Genomic DNA, 16,745 nt, shown 5'->3' on the forward strand with positions numbered 1-16,745 from the left:
AAATTGTCATCGCGAATGATGACAATTTTTATTTTATTCTTCTTCGTTTAATAAATGGAATTTTTCAAAGATATAGAATAGTAAAGACATGATCATTCCTGTGATACAAGCAAGTACCATTCCTGATAAGGAAATATTTCCTAAGTGAATTGTTACTCCACTAAGTCCAACAACGAACACAACGGATGTTAAAATCATGTTTACACTTTTTCCATAATCTACTTTTTGATCTACTAGAATTCTTAATCCACTTGTACCAATCATACCGTATAGTAAGAAACTGATTCCACCGATAACTGGATTTGGAATTGTTTGAATCAATGCAGATAATGGACCAATGAATGAACAGATGATGGATAGGATGGCTGCTCCGGCAATAACTTGTACGCTATATACGCCTGTAATCGCCATAACTCCAATGTTTTCTCCATAAGTTGTAGTTGGAACAGATCCAATTAAACCTGAAATCATTGTTGAGAAATTATCTGCGAATAAAGAGCGGTGTAGTCCTGGATCTTCGATTAAGTTTCTTCCAACAACTTCACCTGTAACGATTTGGTGACCAATGTGTTCCGATGCGATGACTAATAATACGGGAAGCATCATTAGAATGGCGTCAATACTGAATTTTGGTGCTTGGAAGTTTGGAATTGAGATAAAACTTGCCTGAAGGACTGGAGTAAAGTCTACAATACCTACGGCAACAGCAGTTAAGTATCCTGTAACTACGGCAATCAAGATTGGAATTACGCTTAAGAATTTTTTGAAGCATACACTTCCAATTACAGCCATACCAAGTGTAACCGCAAAAACAATCACGTTTTTAGGGTCGATGTTATCACCTAGAATTCCAGCTGTACTTGCAGCCGATGAAGATAGTTCAAGACCGATTAATGCAACAACGGGTCCCATTGCGGCAGATGGTAGTACGATATCAATCCATTTTGTTCCAAATTTCTTGATGATCATTGCCAACAAACATCCACAAAAACCTACCGCAACGAATCCACCGCATGCGTATGGATAACCGAATTTTGCGATAATGATATTTGCGGGAGCAATGAAGGCGAAGCTACTTCCTAAATAGGCTGGTGCTTTTCCTTTTGTGATAAAAATAAACAACAATGTTCCGATACCATTCATGAATAGTACGATAGCTGGGTTAATACCGAATAAGAATGGTACTAATACACTGGCTCCAAACATTGCGAACATGTGTTGAATACTTAATGGTATCAGCAGATTTGCAGGTACCTTTTCTTCAACTTGAATAATTCGTTTTGCCATGAAAAATTTTCTCCTCCTAAAATTTTGTCCATTAACTTTTATACCACATTTTAATGGATTATGAAACCAATTTAGGCTATAATTATCAAGTAATGCGCCTGTAGCTCAACTGGATAGAGTATCAGATTCCGATTCTGGCGGTTGCAGGTTCGAGCCCTGTCAGGCGCGCCATATAGGTGAAACATGGAAACAATACTTTTTGATTTAGACGACACATTAATTGAATCGATGCATGTATGGGAAGATGCCATCATTCATTTATTTAAAAAGATGGATTTGTATATGAGTATGGAAGAGGCTCGTCAAATCTTTTTTACAATGAAATTTTCGGAAGTTTTAACGTACATCAAAGAAAGATTTCATACTAAACAAGATGAGGCTTGGATGTTCAATGAAGTAAATGAAGATATCTTGAATCAATATGCGTATCATATTGAGGCAAAGAGGGGTGCTTTGGATTTCATTAAAAAGTGTGCCTCAGAAAATAAAAAAATGGCTGTATTAACATCAAACACAAGGGTATTATCTGAAAAAGTATTAGATCGACTTGGCATGTTGGAATATATGGAAAATGTATATTCAGCGGATGATTTAAAGATGTCAAAAAGAGAAGTGGATATTTATGAGTATGTATTGAAGGATTTAAATACAAGTGCAGAAAGTGCAATCGTATTTGAGGATTCGATGTATGCGATCAATACAGCTCGATCATTAAATATTGAGTGTATTGGTTTAGTGAATCCAAATAATCAAAAGGTGTTTGAAGAAAACCATGTAAAAACAATCGTTGATTTTACAGAATTGTGTTAAAATCATGATGTGTCCCAGTAGCTCAGTTGGATAGAGCATTCGCCTCCTAAGGGTCAGGTGGAGCAATCCCCTTTTGGAAGCGATTTATGAAATAAATTTGAAAATTGCTCCGTGAAAATTAAATACGTCTCAGTACCTCAGTAGGATAGAGGGTTCGCCTCCTAAGAGTTAAGATTGAGTGACAAAAAAATGTAAAAATTGAATAGAAAATATGCCTCCGTAGCTCAGTGGATAGAGCGTCGGTTTCCTAAACCGCAGGTCGAAGGTTCGACTCCTTTCGGGGGCACCATTTATTTATTAAACAAAGGGTTTTCAATACTTTGTAACCCATGCAACTAAGCGATAGAGTCTGTTGATTTTGTCGCTTTTTTCTTATCAGAAATCGGACGAATTTTACTGGTTTCTCAGAAAATAGAAAATAGCTTGATTCAAACATTTTGACTATTTTCAGCTAATAATAACAGGCTCTCAGCTAATGTGCATCTTTTAAGAACACTTGATGAGTGGCCAAACATAAGCGTATTAGAAACATAAAACAGGACAATATGAGCAAACTCCTTTTACATAGCCAGGAAATCCTGGTATATGAGAAAGGAGTTTTTATTATGCCAAAATGTAAAGTAATCGCAGTCACAAATCAAAAAGGTGGTGTCGGCAAAACTACAACTACAGAGAATGTGGCCATTGGTTTGGCTCGGAATGGATGCAATGTATTGATTGTGGATTTTGATCCCCAGGGCGATCTTACAAGCTGTCTGGGATGGAAAAACAATGATTCATTGGAACACTCCGTTTCATCTATGCTTGATGATTATATCAATGACAATGATATTAATTATGAATCGTTGATTTTACATCATGAAGAACATGTGGATTTAATTCCGGCAAATATTGAATTAGCTGATTTTGAAATGCGTCTAGTGAGTGTAATCAACAGAGAACAGACTTTAAGTAATTGTATTGAGCCATTGAGAAATCAATATGATTACATCTTTATTGATTGTCCACCATCTTTAGGAATGTTAACTGTAAATGCTTTATCAGCTGCTGATGAAGTACTGATACCAGTACAGACGCAGTATCTTCCGGCAAAGGGAATGACTAAGTTATTACAGACAGTTGGAAAAGTTCAACGTAAGATTAACAGTAATCTAAAAATCACCGGTATTGTGATGACACTTGCGGATCTAAATACGAATCTAACAAAGAGTACGATTGAAACCATTCGAGAAAGCTTTGGAAAGAATATTCGTGTGTTTGATACAATCATTCCAAAAGCAACGAAAGCGAGTGAAGCAAGTATTTCCGGTAAGAGTATTTATGCGTATGCCAAAGATTCTAAAGTAGCTTTAGCTTATTCGAATCTTACAAAGGAATTGATCAACAATCAAAAAGTAAAGCACAAAGAAGAATTAAATAGATAGGAGAAAAATGTAAATGACAAACAATTATGTTTTATTGAATGGAAAACTCTCAAGAGATATTGAAGTTACTAAAAATGATAAGGGCAATTCTTTTGTGAAGTTTTGTTTAATCTGTACAAGAGACGGTATTAATTCATATTCAGATTATATTAACTGTATCGCATTTGGAGAAATAGCGAATGCCATCTGTAGAAAAGGAGAAAAGGATACAGCTTATCACATTGAAGGAAATATCCGAACAAACTCATATGAGAAAAATGGTAAAAAGAATTATTCCACAAATGTGGTTGTAGAATCTTTTAGATTGCTGGATGCCTAGAATCAAACGATGTCCATTTTGTCATTCAACCGCTCATTTAGTCATTGATTGGGACAGTAAAAAAATCAATGGATATTATGGTCAGTATGTTATCTGTACGTTATGCTCTAAAAGAACGAAAACTGAGCCAACATCAGATCAAGCGATTGAAGAATGGAATCATCATGTATTAAAAAAGAATATACAACTCACTTTATTTTAAAAGGAGGTGGCAAACTTGCCAAAATTAGACTTAGGATTGCCAAGCTATGACTCCTTATTTTCTACAGAAGAAGAAAGACAGGAAGCCAATACCGAAAAGGTAATGACAATCCCTATAAACAAAATTAAAGATTTTGAAGGACATCCATTTCATGTAACTATGGATGAAGATATGGCGAAGCTGATTGATTCAATCAAAGAAAACGATATGCTGATGCCTGCACTTGTAAGACCTAAACCAGATGGAACTTATGAAATGATATCTGGTCACAGGCGTAAATTTGCCATGTCACAGCTAGGAAGAACCGAAATGAATGTTATCATACGAGATTTGGATGATGACCAGGCAACAATTCTGATGGTAGATTCAAATATTCAGCGTGAAAACATTTATCCTAGCGAAAGAGGTTATGCCTATAAGATGCGCTTAGAAGCTATGAAACATCAAGGAAAACGAATTGAAGAAATTCCAGATGACGAATTAGGTGTTGAATATAAGAAGACAACTTGTGGTCAAGTTGGCCACAAGTCCATTGATATACTGGCAGATAATGTTGGTGAAAGTAGAAAACAGATTCAAAGATTTATTCGATTAACCTACCTTGTTGAACCATTGCAGGAAATGGTGGATGGACGAAATGAGAATGAGATAAAAATTGCATTTAATCCCGCCGTTGAGTTGTCATATTTAACGGAATCGGAACAATTTGATTTGGTAAATGCAATCATTGAAAATCAAAGAACTCCATCATTAGCTCAATGTCAGGAATTCAAGAGATTAAGTCATGATGGTGAGCTTACTGCAGACTTTATTGAAGATACGCTTTCTGAGGAAAAACCAAATCAGAGAGAGAAACTATCTTTTCAAATGAAGGAAATTGATAAATATTTTCCCAAGGATTACACACCAGGCAAGAAGAAGGATTTGATGATCCACTTGCTGGAAAACTGGGCAAAGAAAAAATCACGAGAACAAGAGCGATAATTGAATGTGGAAATTGCTTTGTTCGTACTTGTGATTGTTCCAAACTGTTGGAGGGGCAGTTTGTCTTTGCGTGGTGAGGTGTGACTTTTACCTCCCCTAAAACCCCTCCTACCTACCGAAAGAATTTTATTACCTACCGAAAAAGAAAAAATGTTTGTTATCTATTAAGAATAAATATTTGTATGTTGGTAAATAAAATTTATATTGAGTATTTTTAAGTAAAGAGATGTTATTAAGAAATACAAATGGAGGTAAATCAAATGAAGAAGTTAATTATTTCAGTGGTTAGTATTGTGATGATGATTGGAGCAGGAGTAGCATTTAAATCAAATCAAGATGTTTCTGTTCCTACTGTGGAAAAGTCTTCTAAGGAAACAACGAGTGTTGAAAAGAAGAAATTTAAAGTTAGTAAACATGAAGATGTTGACAAAGAGGATTCAAAGACTGATGAAATTCAGGTTAAGGAAGAAAATACAACCAATAAAAATGATTTAAAAAAAGAGGGCGTTTCTTCTGGCACAAAAAAACAAGATACTCAAAGTAACGATACTTCAAAGAGTAGTGAGAAATCTGATACAAAAGTAATTGATTCTGGTAATAACAATTCTTCAACTACGAATGATTCAGTGCAACAAACCACCTCAAAAGAAGAAACTGTTGTTGAACCAACACCTGCACCAGAAACAGTACAACCAAGTTATGCATGTCCACAAGGAGTTGATCAAAATGTTTCCTGTGATGTGATCCTAGATAGTAACTTCTATTATGCAACGTATGGTTCTATGTCTGAAGCAGAATCAGCAGGTGAATACTATTTGAATGATGTGATGTACATTGGAAATGCTGAAATAACAAATTACTCAGTGCAGCCTGTATATCGAAATAATCATAGTATTGCCTATTACGGATTGAACCTTTGGAGCAACGGAAGTTTGATTCAATAAAAAAGTCTATGAGAAAAATCATTTAATTTGTATCTTATTAGTAAAAACGATATATTATAACTGAAGAGTCGGTATGGAGACTATAAACCCATGCCATTGGTCGGAACAAAGACCTAGAATTTGTTCCAGTGCAGAGAAAACTGCTAAACATCTTAAAAGGCGAGTAATCGCTTTTTAATTTTAGAAGGAGAGTATTGAATGAATAATATTTCATTTAAACAATGGAAATGAAGAAATATTATCTTATTATCATAAAGATATTTATCACTTGATATAAAAAAATTAATCTAAATGAAATACATTATTTTAGCGAGGAAAAATTCTCGCTTTTTTTGTTGCAACAACCTAAAGGAAAGGAAAAAGAATATGAAAAACATATTAAAGAAAGGTAGTAAATTCTTCCTAACAGCATTAGTTATTCTCAATTCATTGATGAATACTCTACCGGTACATGCTGAAGAAACGACTACAGATGAAAATGATTTAGATACAATTGTAGAACTTGGAAATGCAGAAGATGTATTTCCGGAATTGATGCCGCAGTCTGATGGAATCTCATTAACGGATACAACAGGAACAGGCAGTATTTATGCAATGATCCATATTGCCAATCAGTATGGATTTGATTATGTACAGCAATTGTATGTTGGGGATAAGACAGTATTCTGTATTGAACCTATGCAGCTTTTTACAGAAGGCTTGGATTATCATCAGGATACTGCAAAATGGGATGAGTTATCTGAACAAACGCGTCAGAATATCTGGGAAATCAATTATTATGGATACAGCTATTCTGGTCATCAAACAGAAAAATACTATGTCGCAACTCAGGTTATGATTTGGCAGGCAGTGACTGGAACATGGTATCAGCCTTACTATACAGATGGAACAACAGTGTATGATATTTCAAATGAGGTAGCAGTCATCAACAATTTACGTACTCAGCCTCAAGGTAGACCATCATTCAATAATCAAACGATTAAAATGGGATTAAATACACCGGTGACATTAACGGATACGAAGGGTACTTTATCAAATTACTCAATCACAAATTCAAATGGGATTCGTGCTTCTGTAAATGGAAACAATCTTACAGTAGCTATCACATCTGAAAATTATGATAAGAGTATTACTTTTTCACGTAACTTTACAGCACGAGATGTGAATGTCATTTATGGATCAGCTGGCTATCAAAGAGTCATTTATTTAGCATCGAGGCGAGATCCTTCTCCAAACTTTAAATTAAATTTCGATTTGATGTATGCAGATATTGAAGTTGAAAAACAGGATTCTCAAACAGGTACTAAGACTCAAGGAGATGCTACATTCAATGGAGCTACATTTGCGATTAAAGATACAAGTGGAAATGTACTTGAAACAATTACGACAAATGGTTCAAAAGCTAAATCTAAAAAATATCCAGTGGGAACAACTTTGAATGTATGTGAGGTTACTTCTCCTGAAGGATATTTAACTAATAGTTCTTGTAATACAGTAGAACTCAAATATTCAGGTGATAACACACCTAGTACATTCTATACAACTGTTAAAGATCAAGTAGTTAAGGGTCGTATTGAAATTGCGAAAACGATTGATAAAGAGAAATATGGATTATTCCAAAGCAATGTTCAAAAGCCTGGTGAAGGATTTAAATTTGATATTATTTTAAAATCGACAGGCAAAGTCGTATCAACATTGACTACGGATGAAGATGGTCGAGCTATTAGTGAGTATCTTCCATATGGAACTTATATCGTTAAAGAACACGAAACAAAAGGCTATGATACTTTAAAACCTTTTGAAGTAAAGATTGATCAAAATGAGAAGACATATTTCTATAACATCTATAATGATACAATCAAAGCAGAATTAACTATCTACAAAACGGACAGTGAAACTGGAAAACGCATTCCGGCAGCTGGAGTCGAATTTAAAATCAAAGATGCAGATGGTAATTATGTAACACAGGAAGTAACGTATCCAAAAAAAGAAACTACAGATGTATTTAAAACGGATGAAGATGGATCTGTACATTTACCTTCTCCATTAAAATATGGTGAATATAAATTGGTGGAGATCAAAGCACCTCATGGCTATGTATTAAAAGATACAGAAATCCCAATCAATGTGGATGGTTCTAGTACAGAAATCTTTATGAATTTTGACAATAAAACACAAAAAGGCCAGGTCTATGTGGAAAAGAGTGGTGAAATGTTGTCAGGAGCAAAAGAATCTGAAACAGATTATGGAACTTTGTATACTCCTGAATACAAAGAACAATACTTATCTGGTGTCACTTATGAAATTACAGCACGTGAAGATATTGTAACTCCAGAAGGAACTGTGTGGTTCCACAAAGGAGATGTAGTTGATACATTTACAACAGGGGATGGTGTAACAACTTCAGCTTTACTTCAATTAGGTAAGTATTCTATTAAAGAAACAGCAACACAAACTGGTTTCGTGTTAGATGGAAACACATATGATTTTGATATTGAATATGCAGGTCAGATGATTGATGTAGTTGAAATCAAACAATCTTATGTAAATGAAAGACAGAAATTAGATTTGCAGATTACTAAAACATTTGAAGATGAAGATAAGGATGCATATAAAGATGTTGTCTTTGGTGTATATTCTAAAAATGATATTACTTTAAATGACAAAGTGATTATTCCTGCAGATGGATTGGTTGGAACATTAACGATTGATGAAGATGGTAAGAACATTGAACAGTTGGATCTTCCAACAGGCGAATATTATGTTAAGGAATTGGAAACAAATGTAGGCTTCAAATTGGATGAAGAAAAGCATGACTTTACTTTCGATTATGATGAAGATACAACTAAACCTACTGTATCAGTTTCAATGGATCTTTATAATGAAAAACGTCGTTTAGAATTGGATGTCAATAAAGTGGATAAAGATCCTCATGATCATTTCTTAAATGGAGCCATTTTTGAAGTCTACGATAAAACATTAGATAAATACGTTACTACATTAGCTTCTGGACAATTGATGATTACTGGAGAAGAAAAAGATGAAGAGTATGAAATCTCTAAAAAAGAAGACTTCTCTAAAATTATCAAGACAGTTAAAACAGATGAGAATAAGCAAATCATTTTAGATATTGATGATGGAACATATTATTCTAGAAAAGTTGGAGATGACAAATTCACTAAACATGTCATTAAAGACGGTAAAGCAGTGCTTTCTGATGCGATTTATGGTCATGAATATGAATTTAAGGAAATCAAAGCTCCAACTTCTTATCAATTAGCTGATAAATCTAAAGCTTATAAAGTAGAGGCGGATGAGGAAACTGATACAATTATTTATTATTTTGAAAACGCACGTATCGTTGTTCCAAATACAGGGGTATAAATAGTATGAAACATAAAAAAATAAAAATAGCAGTTGCACTAGTTGTAGTGGGATTGATTGGTGGAGTTATCTACAATCAAGTTACTGCAAAGAAATCTTATGAATATTCGGATTATTATGTAGAAACAAAAACGACTAAAAAAGAATCAAATAAAGAGAATGAGGAAGCTTCTGAAAAGGAGCTTTCTTTATCTTTGTTGAAAAAAACAAATAAAGATGTTGTTGGTATTTTAGAATTTGATGATCGAATTATTTATGAGCCGATTGTACAAGCTCCAGATAATGATTATTATGTTAGACGAAATATTGATAAGCAGTATGCGAATGCAGGTATTCCATTTGTATCAGCGGATGGAAATATAGATTCAAAAAATGTTGTAATCTATGGTCATTCTAGTAAATGGGATAACATTATTTTTACTCCTTTAATGAGTTATACAGATCAGAACTATTATAAAAAGCATGATACATTTAAATTCATTACTGAAGATGAAACAAGAATATATCAGATTTTTGGAGTAATGAATATTGATTTGAATGATTTAAATGACTCTTTAGAATTCACACAAACAGAATGGGATTCAACAAATTCATTTAATGCATTTATATCAGACTCCATTAATAGGGGATTGTATAAAACTGGTGTTTCAGTGAATAAAGAAGATCGATTAATGACATTGGTTACTTGTGATACAAGAGGTAACAATAAGAGAATTGTAATTCTAGCTAAATTGGTTGATACAGAATATGTTTAAAAACTACGGAGTGTGATATTATTTAGACAGATAAATCGGAATTTCCAGAACTGAAATGTTAGTCAAGAAATAGATACAACATTGGGTTTTCTTAAGTTAAATTGTGTAATGTGAAGAACTCATACAAGGAATATATGGAGGAGATTAGCTGTGGCAGATAATATTAAATTTGAAATGTTAGCAGACAGCATAAAAAATATTAATTTAAAAGCTGGAAACGCTGCTAGAAGTGCGGTAAATCAATTGATGACGCTTAGAAATTGGGCTATAGGATACTATATTGTAGAATATGAACAAAGGGGAAGCGATAGAGCTAAGTATGGCACCCGCTTATTAAAAACACTTGAGGAACAGATAGCTGAAAAAGGAATGAATTCTACTTTGTTTAAATGGTGTCGTCAGTTCTATATATTATATCCTCAAATTGGTGCGACAGTGTCGCGCCAATTCAGTTTGCCAGATTTTGGAAAAAGTGCGACAGCGTCGCACCAATTCATAACTAAACCAGATGTATTAGTGAATAATCTTTCATTTTCACATATTCGAGAAATAATGGTAATTGATGATGCATTTGAAAGATTTTTTTATGAAACAGAATGCATTAAATGTAATTGGAGTGTAAGAGAATTAAGAAGGCAAATAAAGACAAATTTATATGTAAGGGCCGGAATAAGCAAAAAACCTGAACTTCTTATACAGTCATCGGAAGATAATTGTAATATAACAATGATTACAATTAAAGATCCTTTTACATTTGAGTTTTTAGGACTTGACGCAAAGGAAGCTGTTTCGGAATCTGATTTGGAACAAGCTCTTATGGACCATTTACAAGAGTTTATGCTTGAATTAGGAGAAGGATTTTGTTTTGAAGCAAGACAAAAGCGAATTGTAATTGATGATAAATATTATTTTATCGATTTAGTATTCTATAATAGATTACTGCATTGCAATGTAATTATTGAGTTGAAAAACGATGAATTTAAACATGAAGATTTAGGACAATTAAATGCTTATGTAGGATATTATAAGAAAAACGAGATGGCAGAAGGAGATAATCCTCCTGTAGGTATTTTGTTGTGTACGGATAAAGGTTCAGAGATGGTAGAATATGCACTATCAGGAATGGACAATCAATTGTTTGTCTCAACGTATATGTTGCATTTGCCTGACAAAAAGAAATTACAAGAATTTATTTTAAAAGAGATGGAGGATATGGGAATTTGACGAACGATTGTGTTTGCATGAAAAAGATAATTAAGAGATAGTAAAATTCCAGTTTATTTAAGGAAAGAAAAGATAGCATTGACAAGAATTTGCTGTTCTCATTATGGTCATGAAACGGCAAAAATTGTCTATAGAATTCCAACAATGATTACTCAACTTCAAAAAGATATAGATGATCATAAAATTTATTTGGTACGTGGTAAAACGATGCCACCTTCAAGTCGATATTGTTTTCATTGTCATAAAGATGTTTGTTATTTATTTTTACCTATTGATGAAACTTCTACTACTTCAGTTGAATCTGAAATGGGTGGTTTTTATGAAGGATATCAAAAGATTGTTGTAAAAAAGATTAAAGATTGGTTTGTTGATTCTTATTCAGATTCTATTGGTACTTTAGAATGCGAAACAAGTATTGATTTAACTGAAAAGGAATATAAGAAGTTTATCCATAATATATATCCTACATTAAAGAATGGAATGAAAACTATGATGATTTAGATATTTGTGATGAAACAACCTGGTCTATCATTATAAAAGCAATTAACAGTTTAGGTTTACCTGAGATTCGATAAGCATTAGCACTTCAGCTAGTGCTTTTCTTTAATCAAGTGAGCAACATGATGTTCACACTATTAGAAATTAAAAGGATCATTCTATTACCGAAAATTTAATAATTTTTAAAAAGTGGGAATAGGATATGAGGTATATGTTGGCAAACTGTATAAAAAAGAAATCGACTTTGTTGCCAAGAAACGTGATACACAAATATATATTCAAGTAAGTGATAATGTTTCGGATGAAAAAACATTTGAAAGAGAATACACACCATTACGTGCGATAAAAGATGCATACCCTAAGTTGATCATTGCAAGAACACGTCATGAAACATATGATTATCAAGGTATTCAAGTTATTGATCTTTGCAGATGGCTTAGAGAAGAATAACGATTCGTTTTTAAAAGCATAATGGGTACTGTCCAGACAATGTCTGGATGACTTTATTGTATGAGTTAAATCTACAGTGTTACTTAACTGAAAATAATTAGGTGCCTAAAAATCAGTACAGAGCATTACAACTTTGGTAGTGCTTTTCTTTTTGCCTGATTTAGAAAGGATGGTGATGTTATGGCAGAATTTAAATCTCAAGATGAGAAAACTAAACAGGCTTTTTCAATGATTGAGCAAGGAGTAAAGGATGTTTATTCTTCTGAATCTTTTAAACAGTATCTATCCTGTTTAAGTAAGTTTCATAGTTATTCTTTGAATAACACTTTATTAATATTGTCACAGAAGCCGGAGGCTAGTTTAGTAGCTGGATATCGTGCCTGGCAGACAAATTTTAATCGTCATGTAAATAAGGGTGAAAAAGGATTAATGATTCTAGCTCCGGTAACAACAAAAGAAGATAGATTAATGAATAAATATGATGAGAATGGAAATGTGATTTTAGATGAGTCTGGAAATCCGATTCAGGAAATGCGTGCAGTTAATCTGACTCATTTTAAGACAACGACAGTCTTTGATATTTCACAAACTTCAGGAGATCCTCTTCCATCTTTAGTGCATGATTTGACAGGATCTAGTAATGAAGTGAAATCGATTATTCAATCTATTCAATCTGTATGTACAATACCAATTGAATTTAAAACAGAAACTGAAGATCTTAGTTTTATGACTGGAGCTAAAGGATATTATTCGCCAAGGAAAGATAAGATTGTTATTAATAAAGATTTAGAGGATTTACAAACCGCAAAAACATTAATACATGAGTATGCTCACAGCATACTTCATAAAGAAACTGATAAAAATCAAAGCCAACGAGAAATTGAAGCAGAATCGTTGGCTTTTGTTATTTGTGATCATTTTGGAATTGATACTTCTGAATATTCATTTGGCTATATCGCGTCTTATGCCAACAAGGATTACAGTGAATTGAAATCTATTTTAGTGAACATTCAGAGTAAAGCACACGAAATGATCGAACTAATAGAACCTGTGTTTAAGGAGAATTTGCATATGCTAGAAAAGGAAAATCAATATATTACTCCAGTAGAAATGGAAGAATTGAATCATGATATTGTACTTAAAATTGCATCCATGATGGAAAAGTATAAAGAAGTTATGTCGGATTCAAATATTACAACTTCAGATATTCATGAAACGATTGATCAAGAAATATCGAATCTTTTGACAGATAACAAAGAATATAGAGTACAAGATCATTTGTATCAGAATAATGAAGTCTACCAATTTGCTTTGCATAGTGCTTGTTTTGATGCGTTTATGAATGAAGAGTTTGATCCAAAACAATCCTGGTTTATGGATCATTCAATTGAAAGAAGAAACTATGAGATGTTTGAAAAAATAGCCAATCCATTATTAACAAACAGTGCATATTATATGAAATTTGGAACACCTAATTATATGGATTTAAATATCGAAATTATTGGGGATGATCGATTGGCTATGGCTCATAACTATGTTTTAAATGGTGATGTGATGGCTGATCCAGATGTCGAATTTACGGTTGATAAAAAGAACAGAATGCTATATCCACAGACCTATCAGCAGGATTCACTTCAATACTTTGAAAGAGTAGATGGAGATTCAACTCGTGCTCGAGAACTGAATCATTTTATGTATGAATGGCTCACAAATGTTGTTGATCAAAAGTATAAAGTGCAAACTATTTATACGGAAGACAAAGAACTTTCTATCAAAGAAAATCCAAATGCTGTAAGAAGCTTTTGTAAACAGAATGGTATAGGAATGATGGCGCCTAAACAAAAGGAGTTGGAAAAATGAGCAAAAAGTTTATTCGGAAATCGGTTCTTGAAAATGTTAGGACACTATCAGCATTTGATTATTTAAATAACTATCATCCTTCACTATTAGTAAAAAATGGAAAGAAGGATTACTATCATAGAGAACATGATTCATTGCACTTTTCAAATGGAAAGTGGTATTGGTGGTCACAAGGTATAGGTGGTACGACTGCATTGGATTATTTGATTGCTGTAGAAGGATATGATTTTAAAGAAGCGTGTAACTATTTGGCCAGTTTAATGAACATTAGTGATCCAGTTGTTACGTATTATCATAAAAAAGAAACTAAACCATTCGAGCTTCCTGAGAAAGATAAAAACAATAATTTAGTGATTCGTTATTTGTGTGAAACACGAAAAATAGATAGAGAAATTGTGGATTATTTTATTTCTAAAGGGATGCTTTATCAGTCAGCAAATTTTCGAAACGCTGTGTTTGTTGGATATGATGGTGATATGCCAGCTTATGCATTTAAGCGAAATGTATTTAAAGATTTTAAATTAGAACATACAGGAAGTAATAAGGCTTTTAGCTTTAATTATCAAAATAAAGAAAGTAATGTTCTTCATGTTTTTGAAGCAGCTATTGATTTATTGTCTTATATGACATTATTAAAAATGGAGGATGTTGATTACAAGGCTTTTAATTTTTTATCTTTAGGCGGAGCTTGTGAAAAGATAGCTGCAAAGACGGAAGCTGATATGCCAATAGCATTAAATGCCTTTTTAGAAAGAAATCCCAATGTTCAAATTATTGTTTTCCATTTGGATAATGATGAAGTAGGTAGAGGTGCAACGCAAAAGATTATGATGATTGCAAGACGTAACTATCAATGTTTTGATAATCATCCTGTGAACTTTAAAGATGTAAATGATGAATTAATTCATAAAAGTCTGTTGCTATCGACGGATTTATGAATTTGACAAATGAATCATTCATATCCTGTTGGATACAGAATAATGTAATTGTGATTAATAAGTAATGTTTTTTATATACAATAGCAATGAAATTGCATATAATTTAAATATGGAGGTGATGCTGTATGTCTACTATTCAAGTAAGGGTGGATGATGATTTGAAATCTAAAGCAGATGCATTATTCAAGGAATTAGGTACAGATACAACAAGTGCAATTCGTATGTTTTTAACTCAAGCAGTTGCTTATGATGGAATTCCTTTTGAAATTAAAAAATTCAATAAAACAAAAGAAATGAAAATTATGACAGAAGATGAGTTTTTGGATAGACTTGCTTCTTCTAGAGTTCAATCTAGAGAAGGAAAAGTAATAGATGCAGATATAGCAATAGATAGCATTAGAAATAAATATGGATTATAAAGTAATATTTACTGAAAATGCTTTAGAAGATATGGATTCTATTGTAGAATATCTTCTTTTTCACTTGCGTAATAAACAAGCGGCAAATCATTTTATCGATTCTGTTGAAAATGGAAAGTTCGTATTAAGTAATTCTGCTGAGTCATTTCAACTGTGTTTGAATCCGAGACTTCGAAGCAAGGGATATCGAAGATTGAATTTAGATAAAACTAAATATTTCTTATTGTACCGTACTGAAAATTCAATAGTTTTTATAGATGGTATTTATCATCAATTACAAGATTACGAAAATAAAATTAAATAATTCTTTTTGAGAAAGTTTACGCTTTCTCTTTTTTATTACACAAATTTAGAAAGAGGTGGATTAATTTGAATAAGCAATTTGATTTGTTTCAAAAGATGAAAATCAAAGAAGTCTGTGAAAATATTAGTCGTATGACTTATGCATATATCAATCCAGACACAAAACGACCAACCATAGTACCGTCAAAGCATTATAAAGATATTTTAGATCAGCCGGTAGAAGTATTGGTTAATGATCAAGTGAAAAAACAATTTTTAAATATTATGTTTAAACAAATGAAAACATTAAAAGAGGAAGAACCCATCTTGTTTAATGAAACACTGTTGTTGATGGATTTGAATAAGACTCCAGATAGCTTGGAACTAAATGAAGAAGCAGCATTAAAGATAACGGCTACAGAATTGGTGGAAAGTGAGAAAACACAAAAGAAAAAATTCCATTTAGTGGATAATGCATATTTGGATTCATACAAAGCAACAAAGAATGATAGTGAATTGATGGCTCAGATATTTAAAGAGCAACAAAATGATCGTGTTTATTCTGTTGAATTAGATGAGATGGAAATGGAAAAACCTAAGTCAAAAGGAGGAAAAAAGAATGACTTACAACACTAGAATTTATAATTATTCAAATTTAAAATCTGAAGACAAACAAATTGTCCAGGCACAATTGTTAATGTTTGAAACTGTAGAAGACACAATTACAGAATATATGTATCGTAGAGAATCTTCTACAAATATTTTGGATGCAGTTTCTTATGAAGAAGGAATTAAAGCTTTAGAACAAGTACAACAAAATATGTTTAGTGATATTGTAGAATATATTGTTTACGCAATTGACAGTTATGAAGAAGATGTGGACGAAGTTGATACACAGTATCCGCTTTTTGGCTTGTATCAAGAAGTTGAGGATATTGATAATGAATGATTTAGAAACGTGTGAT

Annotated in this window: 17 protein-coding genes, 2 tRNA genes and 1 pseudogene; 19 read left to right on the forward strand and 1 reads right to left on the reverse strand. The window is 32.7% G+C overall.

Translation table 11 applies throughout. The features are described 5' to 3' along the window. Positions 1-33 precede the first annotated feature (33 nt). Positions 34-1,287, reverse strand: coding sequence for a uracil permease (gene uraA, locus DWY01_RS01350; protein ID WP_117992548.1), 1,254 nt, complete (start codon positions 1,285-1,287; stop codon positions 34-36). Between the two features lie 94 nt (positions 1,288-1,381). Between uraA and DWY01_RS01355 the strand changes: the two genes are divergently transcribed. From DWY01_RS01355 to DWY01_RS01445, 19 genes and pseudogenes are all read left to right on the forward strand, one after another. Further along, positions 1,382-1,458: transfer RNA gene (locus DWY01_RS01355), tRNA-Arg, on the forward strand. 12 nt (positions 1,459-1,470) lie between these two features. Continuing rightward, on the forward strand, positions 1,471-2,097 hold the full coding sequence (locus DWY01_RS01360; RefSeq protein ID WP_117992549.1) for an HAD family phosphatase: 627 nt from the start codon (positions 1,471-1,473) through the stop codon (positions 2,095-2,097). 213 nt (positions 2,098-2,310) lie between these two features. After that, positions 2,311-2,386: transfer RNA gene (locus tag DWY01_RS01365), tRNA-Arg, on the forward strand. Between the two features lie 316 nt (positions 2,387-2,702). After that, positions 2,703-3,521 carry a ParA family protein gene (locus tag DWY01_RS01370; protein WP_117992550.1) on the forward strand — a complete coding sequence of 273 codons (819 nt, stop codon included), beginning with the start codon at positions 2,703-2,705 and terminating at the stop codon, positions 3,519-3,521. Between the two features lie 13 nt (positions 3,522-3,534). Beyond that, complete coding sequence (locus DWY01_RS01375) at positions 3,535-3,840, forward strand: single-stranded DNA-binding protein (protein ID WP_117925434.1); 306 nt, start codon at positions 3,535-3,537, stop codon at positions 3,838-3,840. After that, positions 3,833-4,042, forward strand: coding sequence for a Lar family restriction alleviation protein (locus tag DWY01_RS01380; RefSeq protein ID WP_117992551.1), 210 nt, complete (start codon positions 3,833-3,835; stop codon positions 4,040-4,042). The genes DWY01_RS01375 and DWY01_RS01380 overlap by 8 nt, the downstream gene beginning before the upstream one ends. Before the next feature lie 15 nt (positions 4,043-4,057). Next, a complete protein-coding gene (locus DWY01_RS01385; RefSeq protein WP_199519820.1) occupies positions 4,058-5,026 on the forward strand; it encodes a ParB/RepB/Spo0J family partition protein in 969 nt (322 codons plus the stop codon). Between the two features lie 260 nt (positions 5,027-5,286). Next, entirely contained in the window at positions 5,287-5,970 is a 684-nt protein-coding gene (locus DWY01_RS01390; RefSeq protein ID WP_117992553.1) for a hypothetical protein, read from the forward strand. A gap of 366 nt (positions 5,971-6,336) precedes the next feature. After that, complete coding sequence (locus DWY01_RS01395) at positions 6,337-9,354, forward strand: SpaA isopeptide-forming pilin-related protein (RefSeq protein ID WP_117992554.1); 3,018 nt, start codon at positions 6,337-6,339, stop codon at positions 9,352-9,354. 5 nt (positions 9,355-9,359) lie between these two features. Next, positions 9,360-10,109 carry a class B sortase gene (locus DWY01_RS01400; RefSeq protein WP_117992555.1) on the forward strand — a complete coding sequence of 250 codons (750 nt, stop codon included), beginning with the start codon at positions 9,360-9,362 and terminating at the stop codon, positions 10,107-10,109. Between the two features lie 150 nt (positions 10,110-10,259). Next, on the forward strand, positions 10,260-11,333 hold the full coding sequence (locus DWY01_RS01405; RefSeq protein WP_220412688.1) for a YhcG family protein: 1,074 nt from the start codon (positions 10,260-10,262) through the stop codon (positions 11,331-11,333). A 78-nt stretch (positions 11,334-11,411) separates the two neighbouring features. Next, positions 11,412-11,834, forward strand: coding sequence for a hypothetical protein (locus tag DWY01_RS01410; RefSeq protein ID WP_117992556.1), 423 nt, complete (start codon positions 11,412-11,414; stop codon positions 11,832-11,834). Positions 11,835-12,029: 195 nt separating this feature from the next. Continuing rightward, positions 12,030-12,281: pseudogene (locus DWY01_RS01415) on the forward strand (ATPase); the annotation flags it as partial. 180 nt (positions 12,282-12,461) lie between these two features. Continuing rightward, positions 12,462-14,141: an ArdC-like ssDNA-binding domain-containing protein gene (locus DWY01_RS01420; RefSeq protein WP_117992557.1), complete on the forward strand. Its 1,680-nt coding sequence runs from the start codon at positions 12,462-12,464 to the stop codon at positions 14,139-14,141. After that, the gene (locus DWY01_RS01425) at positions 14,138-15,079 is read left to right on the forward strand and encodes a DUF3991 and TOPRIM domain-containing protein (RefSeq protein ID WP_117992558.1); all 942 of its coding nucleotides are present in this window, start codon (positions 14,138-14,140) and stop codon (positions 15,077-15,079) included. Before DWY01_RS01420 ends, DWY01_RS01425 begins: the two co-directional genes overlap by 4 nt. Before the next feature lie 125 nt (positions 15,080-15,204). Then, the gene (locus DWY01_RS01430; protein WP_117992559.1) at positions 15,205-15,498 is read left to right on the forward strand and encodes a type II toxin-antitoxin system RelB/DinJ family antitoxin; all 294 of its coding nucleotides are present in this window, start codon (positions 15,205-15,207) and stop codon (positions 15,496-15,498) included. Next, positions 15,488-15,802: a type II toxin-antitoxin system RelE/ParE family toxin gene (locus DWY01_RS01435; RefSeq protein ID WP_117992560.1), complete on the forward strand. Its 315-nt coding sequence runs from the start codon at positions 15,488-15,490 to the stop codon at positions 15,800-15,802. The genes DWY01_RS01430 and DWY01_RS01435 overlap by 11 nt, the downstream gene beginning before the upstream one ends. A gap of 65 nt (positions 15,803-15,867) precedes the next feature. Then, positions 15,868-16,416 (forward strand): hypothetical protein, encoded by a 549-nt coding sequence (locus DWY01_RS01440; protein WP_117992561.1) that lies wholly within the window; start codon positions 15,868-15,870, stop codon positions 16,414-16,416. Further along, positions 16,400-16,729: a hypothetical protein gene (locus DWY01_RS01445; protein ID WP_117992562.1), complete on the forward strand. Its 330-nt coding sequence runs from the start codon at positions 16,400-16,402 to the stop codon at positions 16,727-16,729. The genes DWY01_RS01440 and DWY01_RS01445 overlap by 17 nt, the downstream gene beginning before the upstream one ends. Positions 16,730-16,745 lie beyond the last annotated feature (16 nt).

The sequence above is a fragment of the Eubacterium sp. AF22-8LB genome, assembly GCF_003458715.1.
Classification (GTDB): domain Bacteria; phylum Bacillota_I; class Bacilli_A; order Erysipelotrichales; family Erysipelotrichaceae; genus Holdemanella.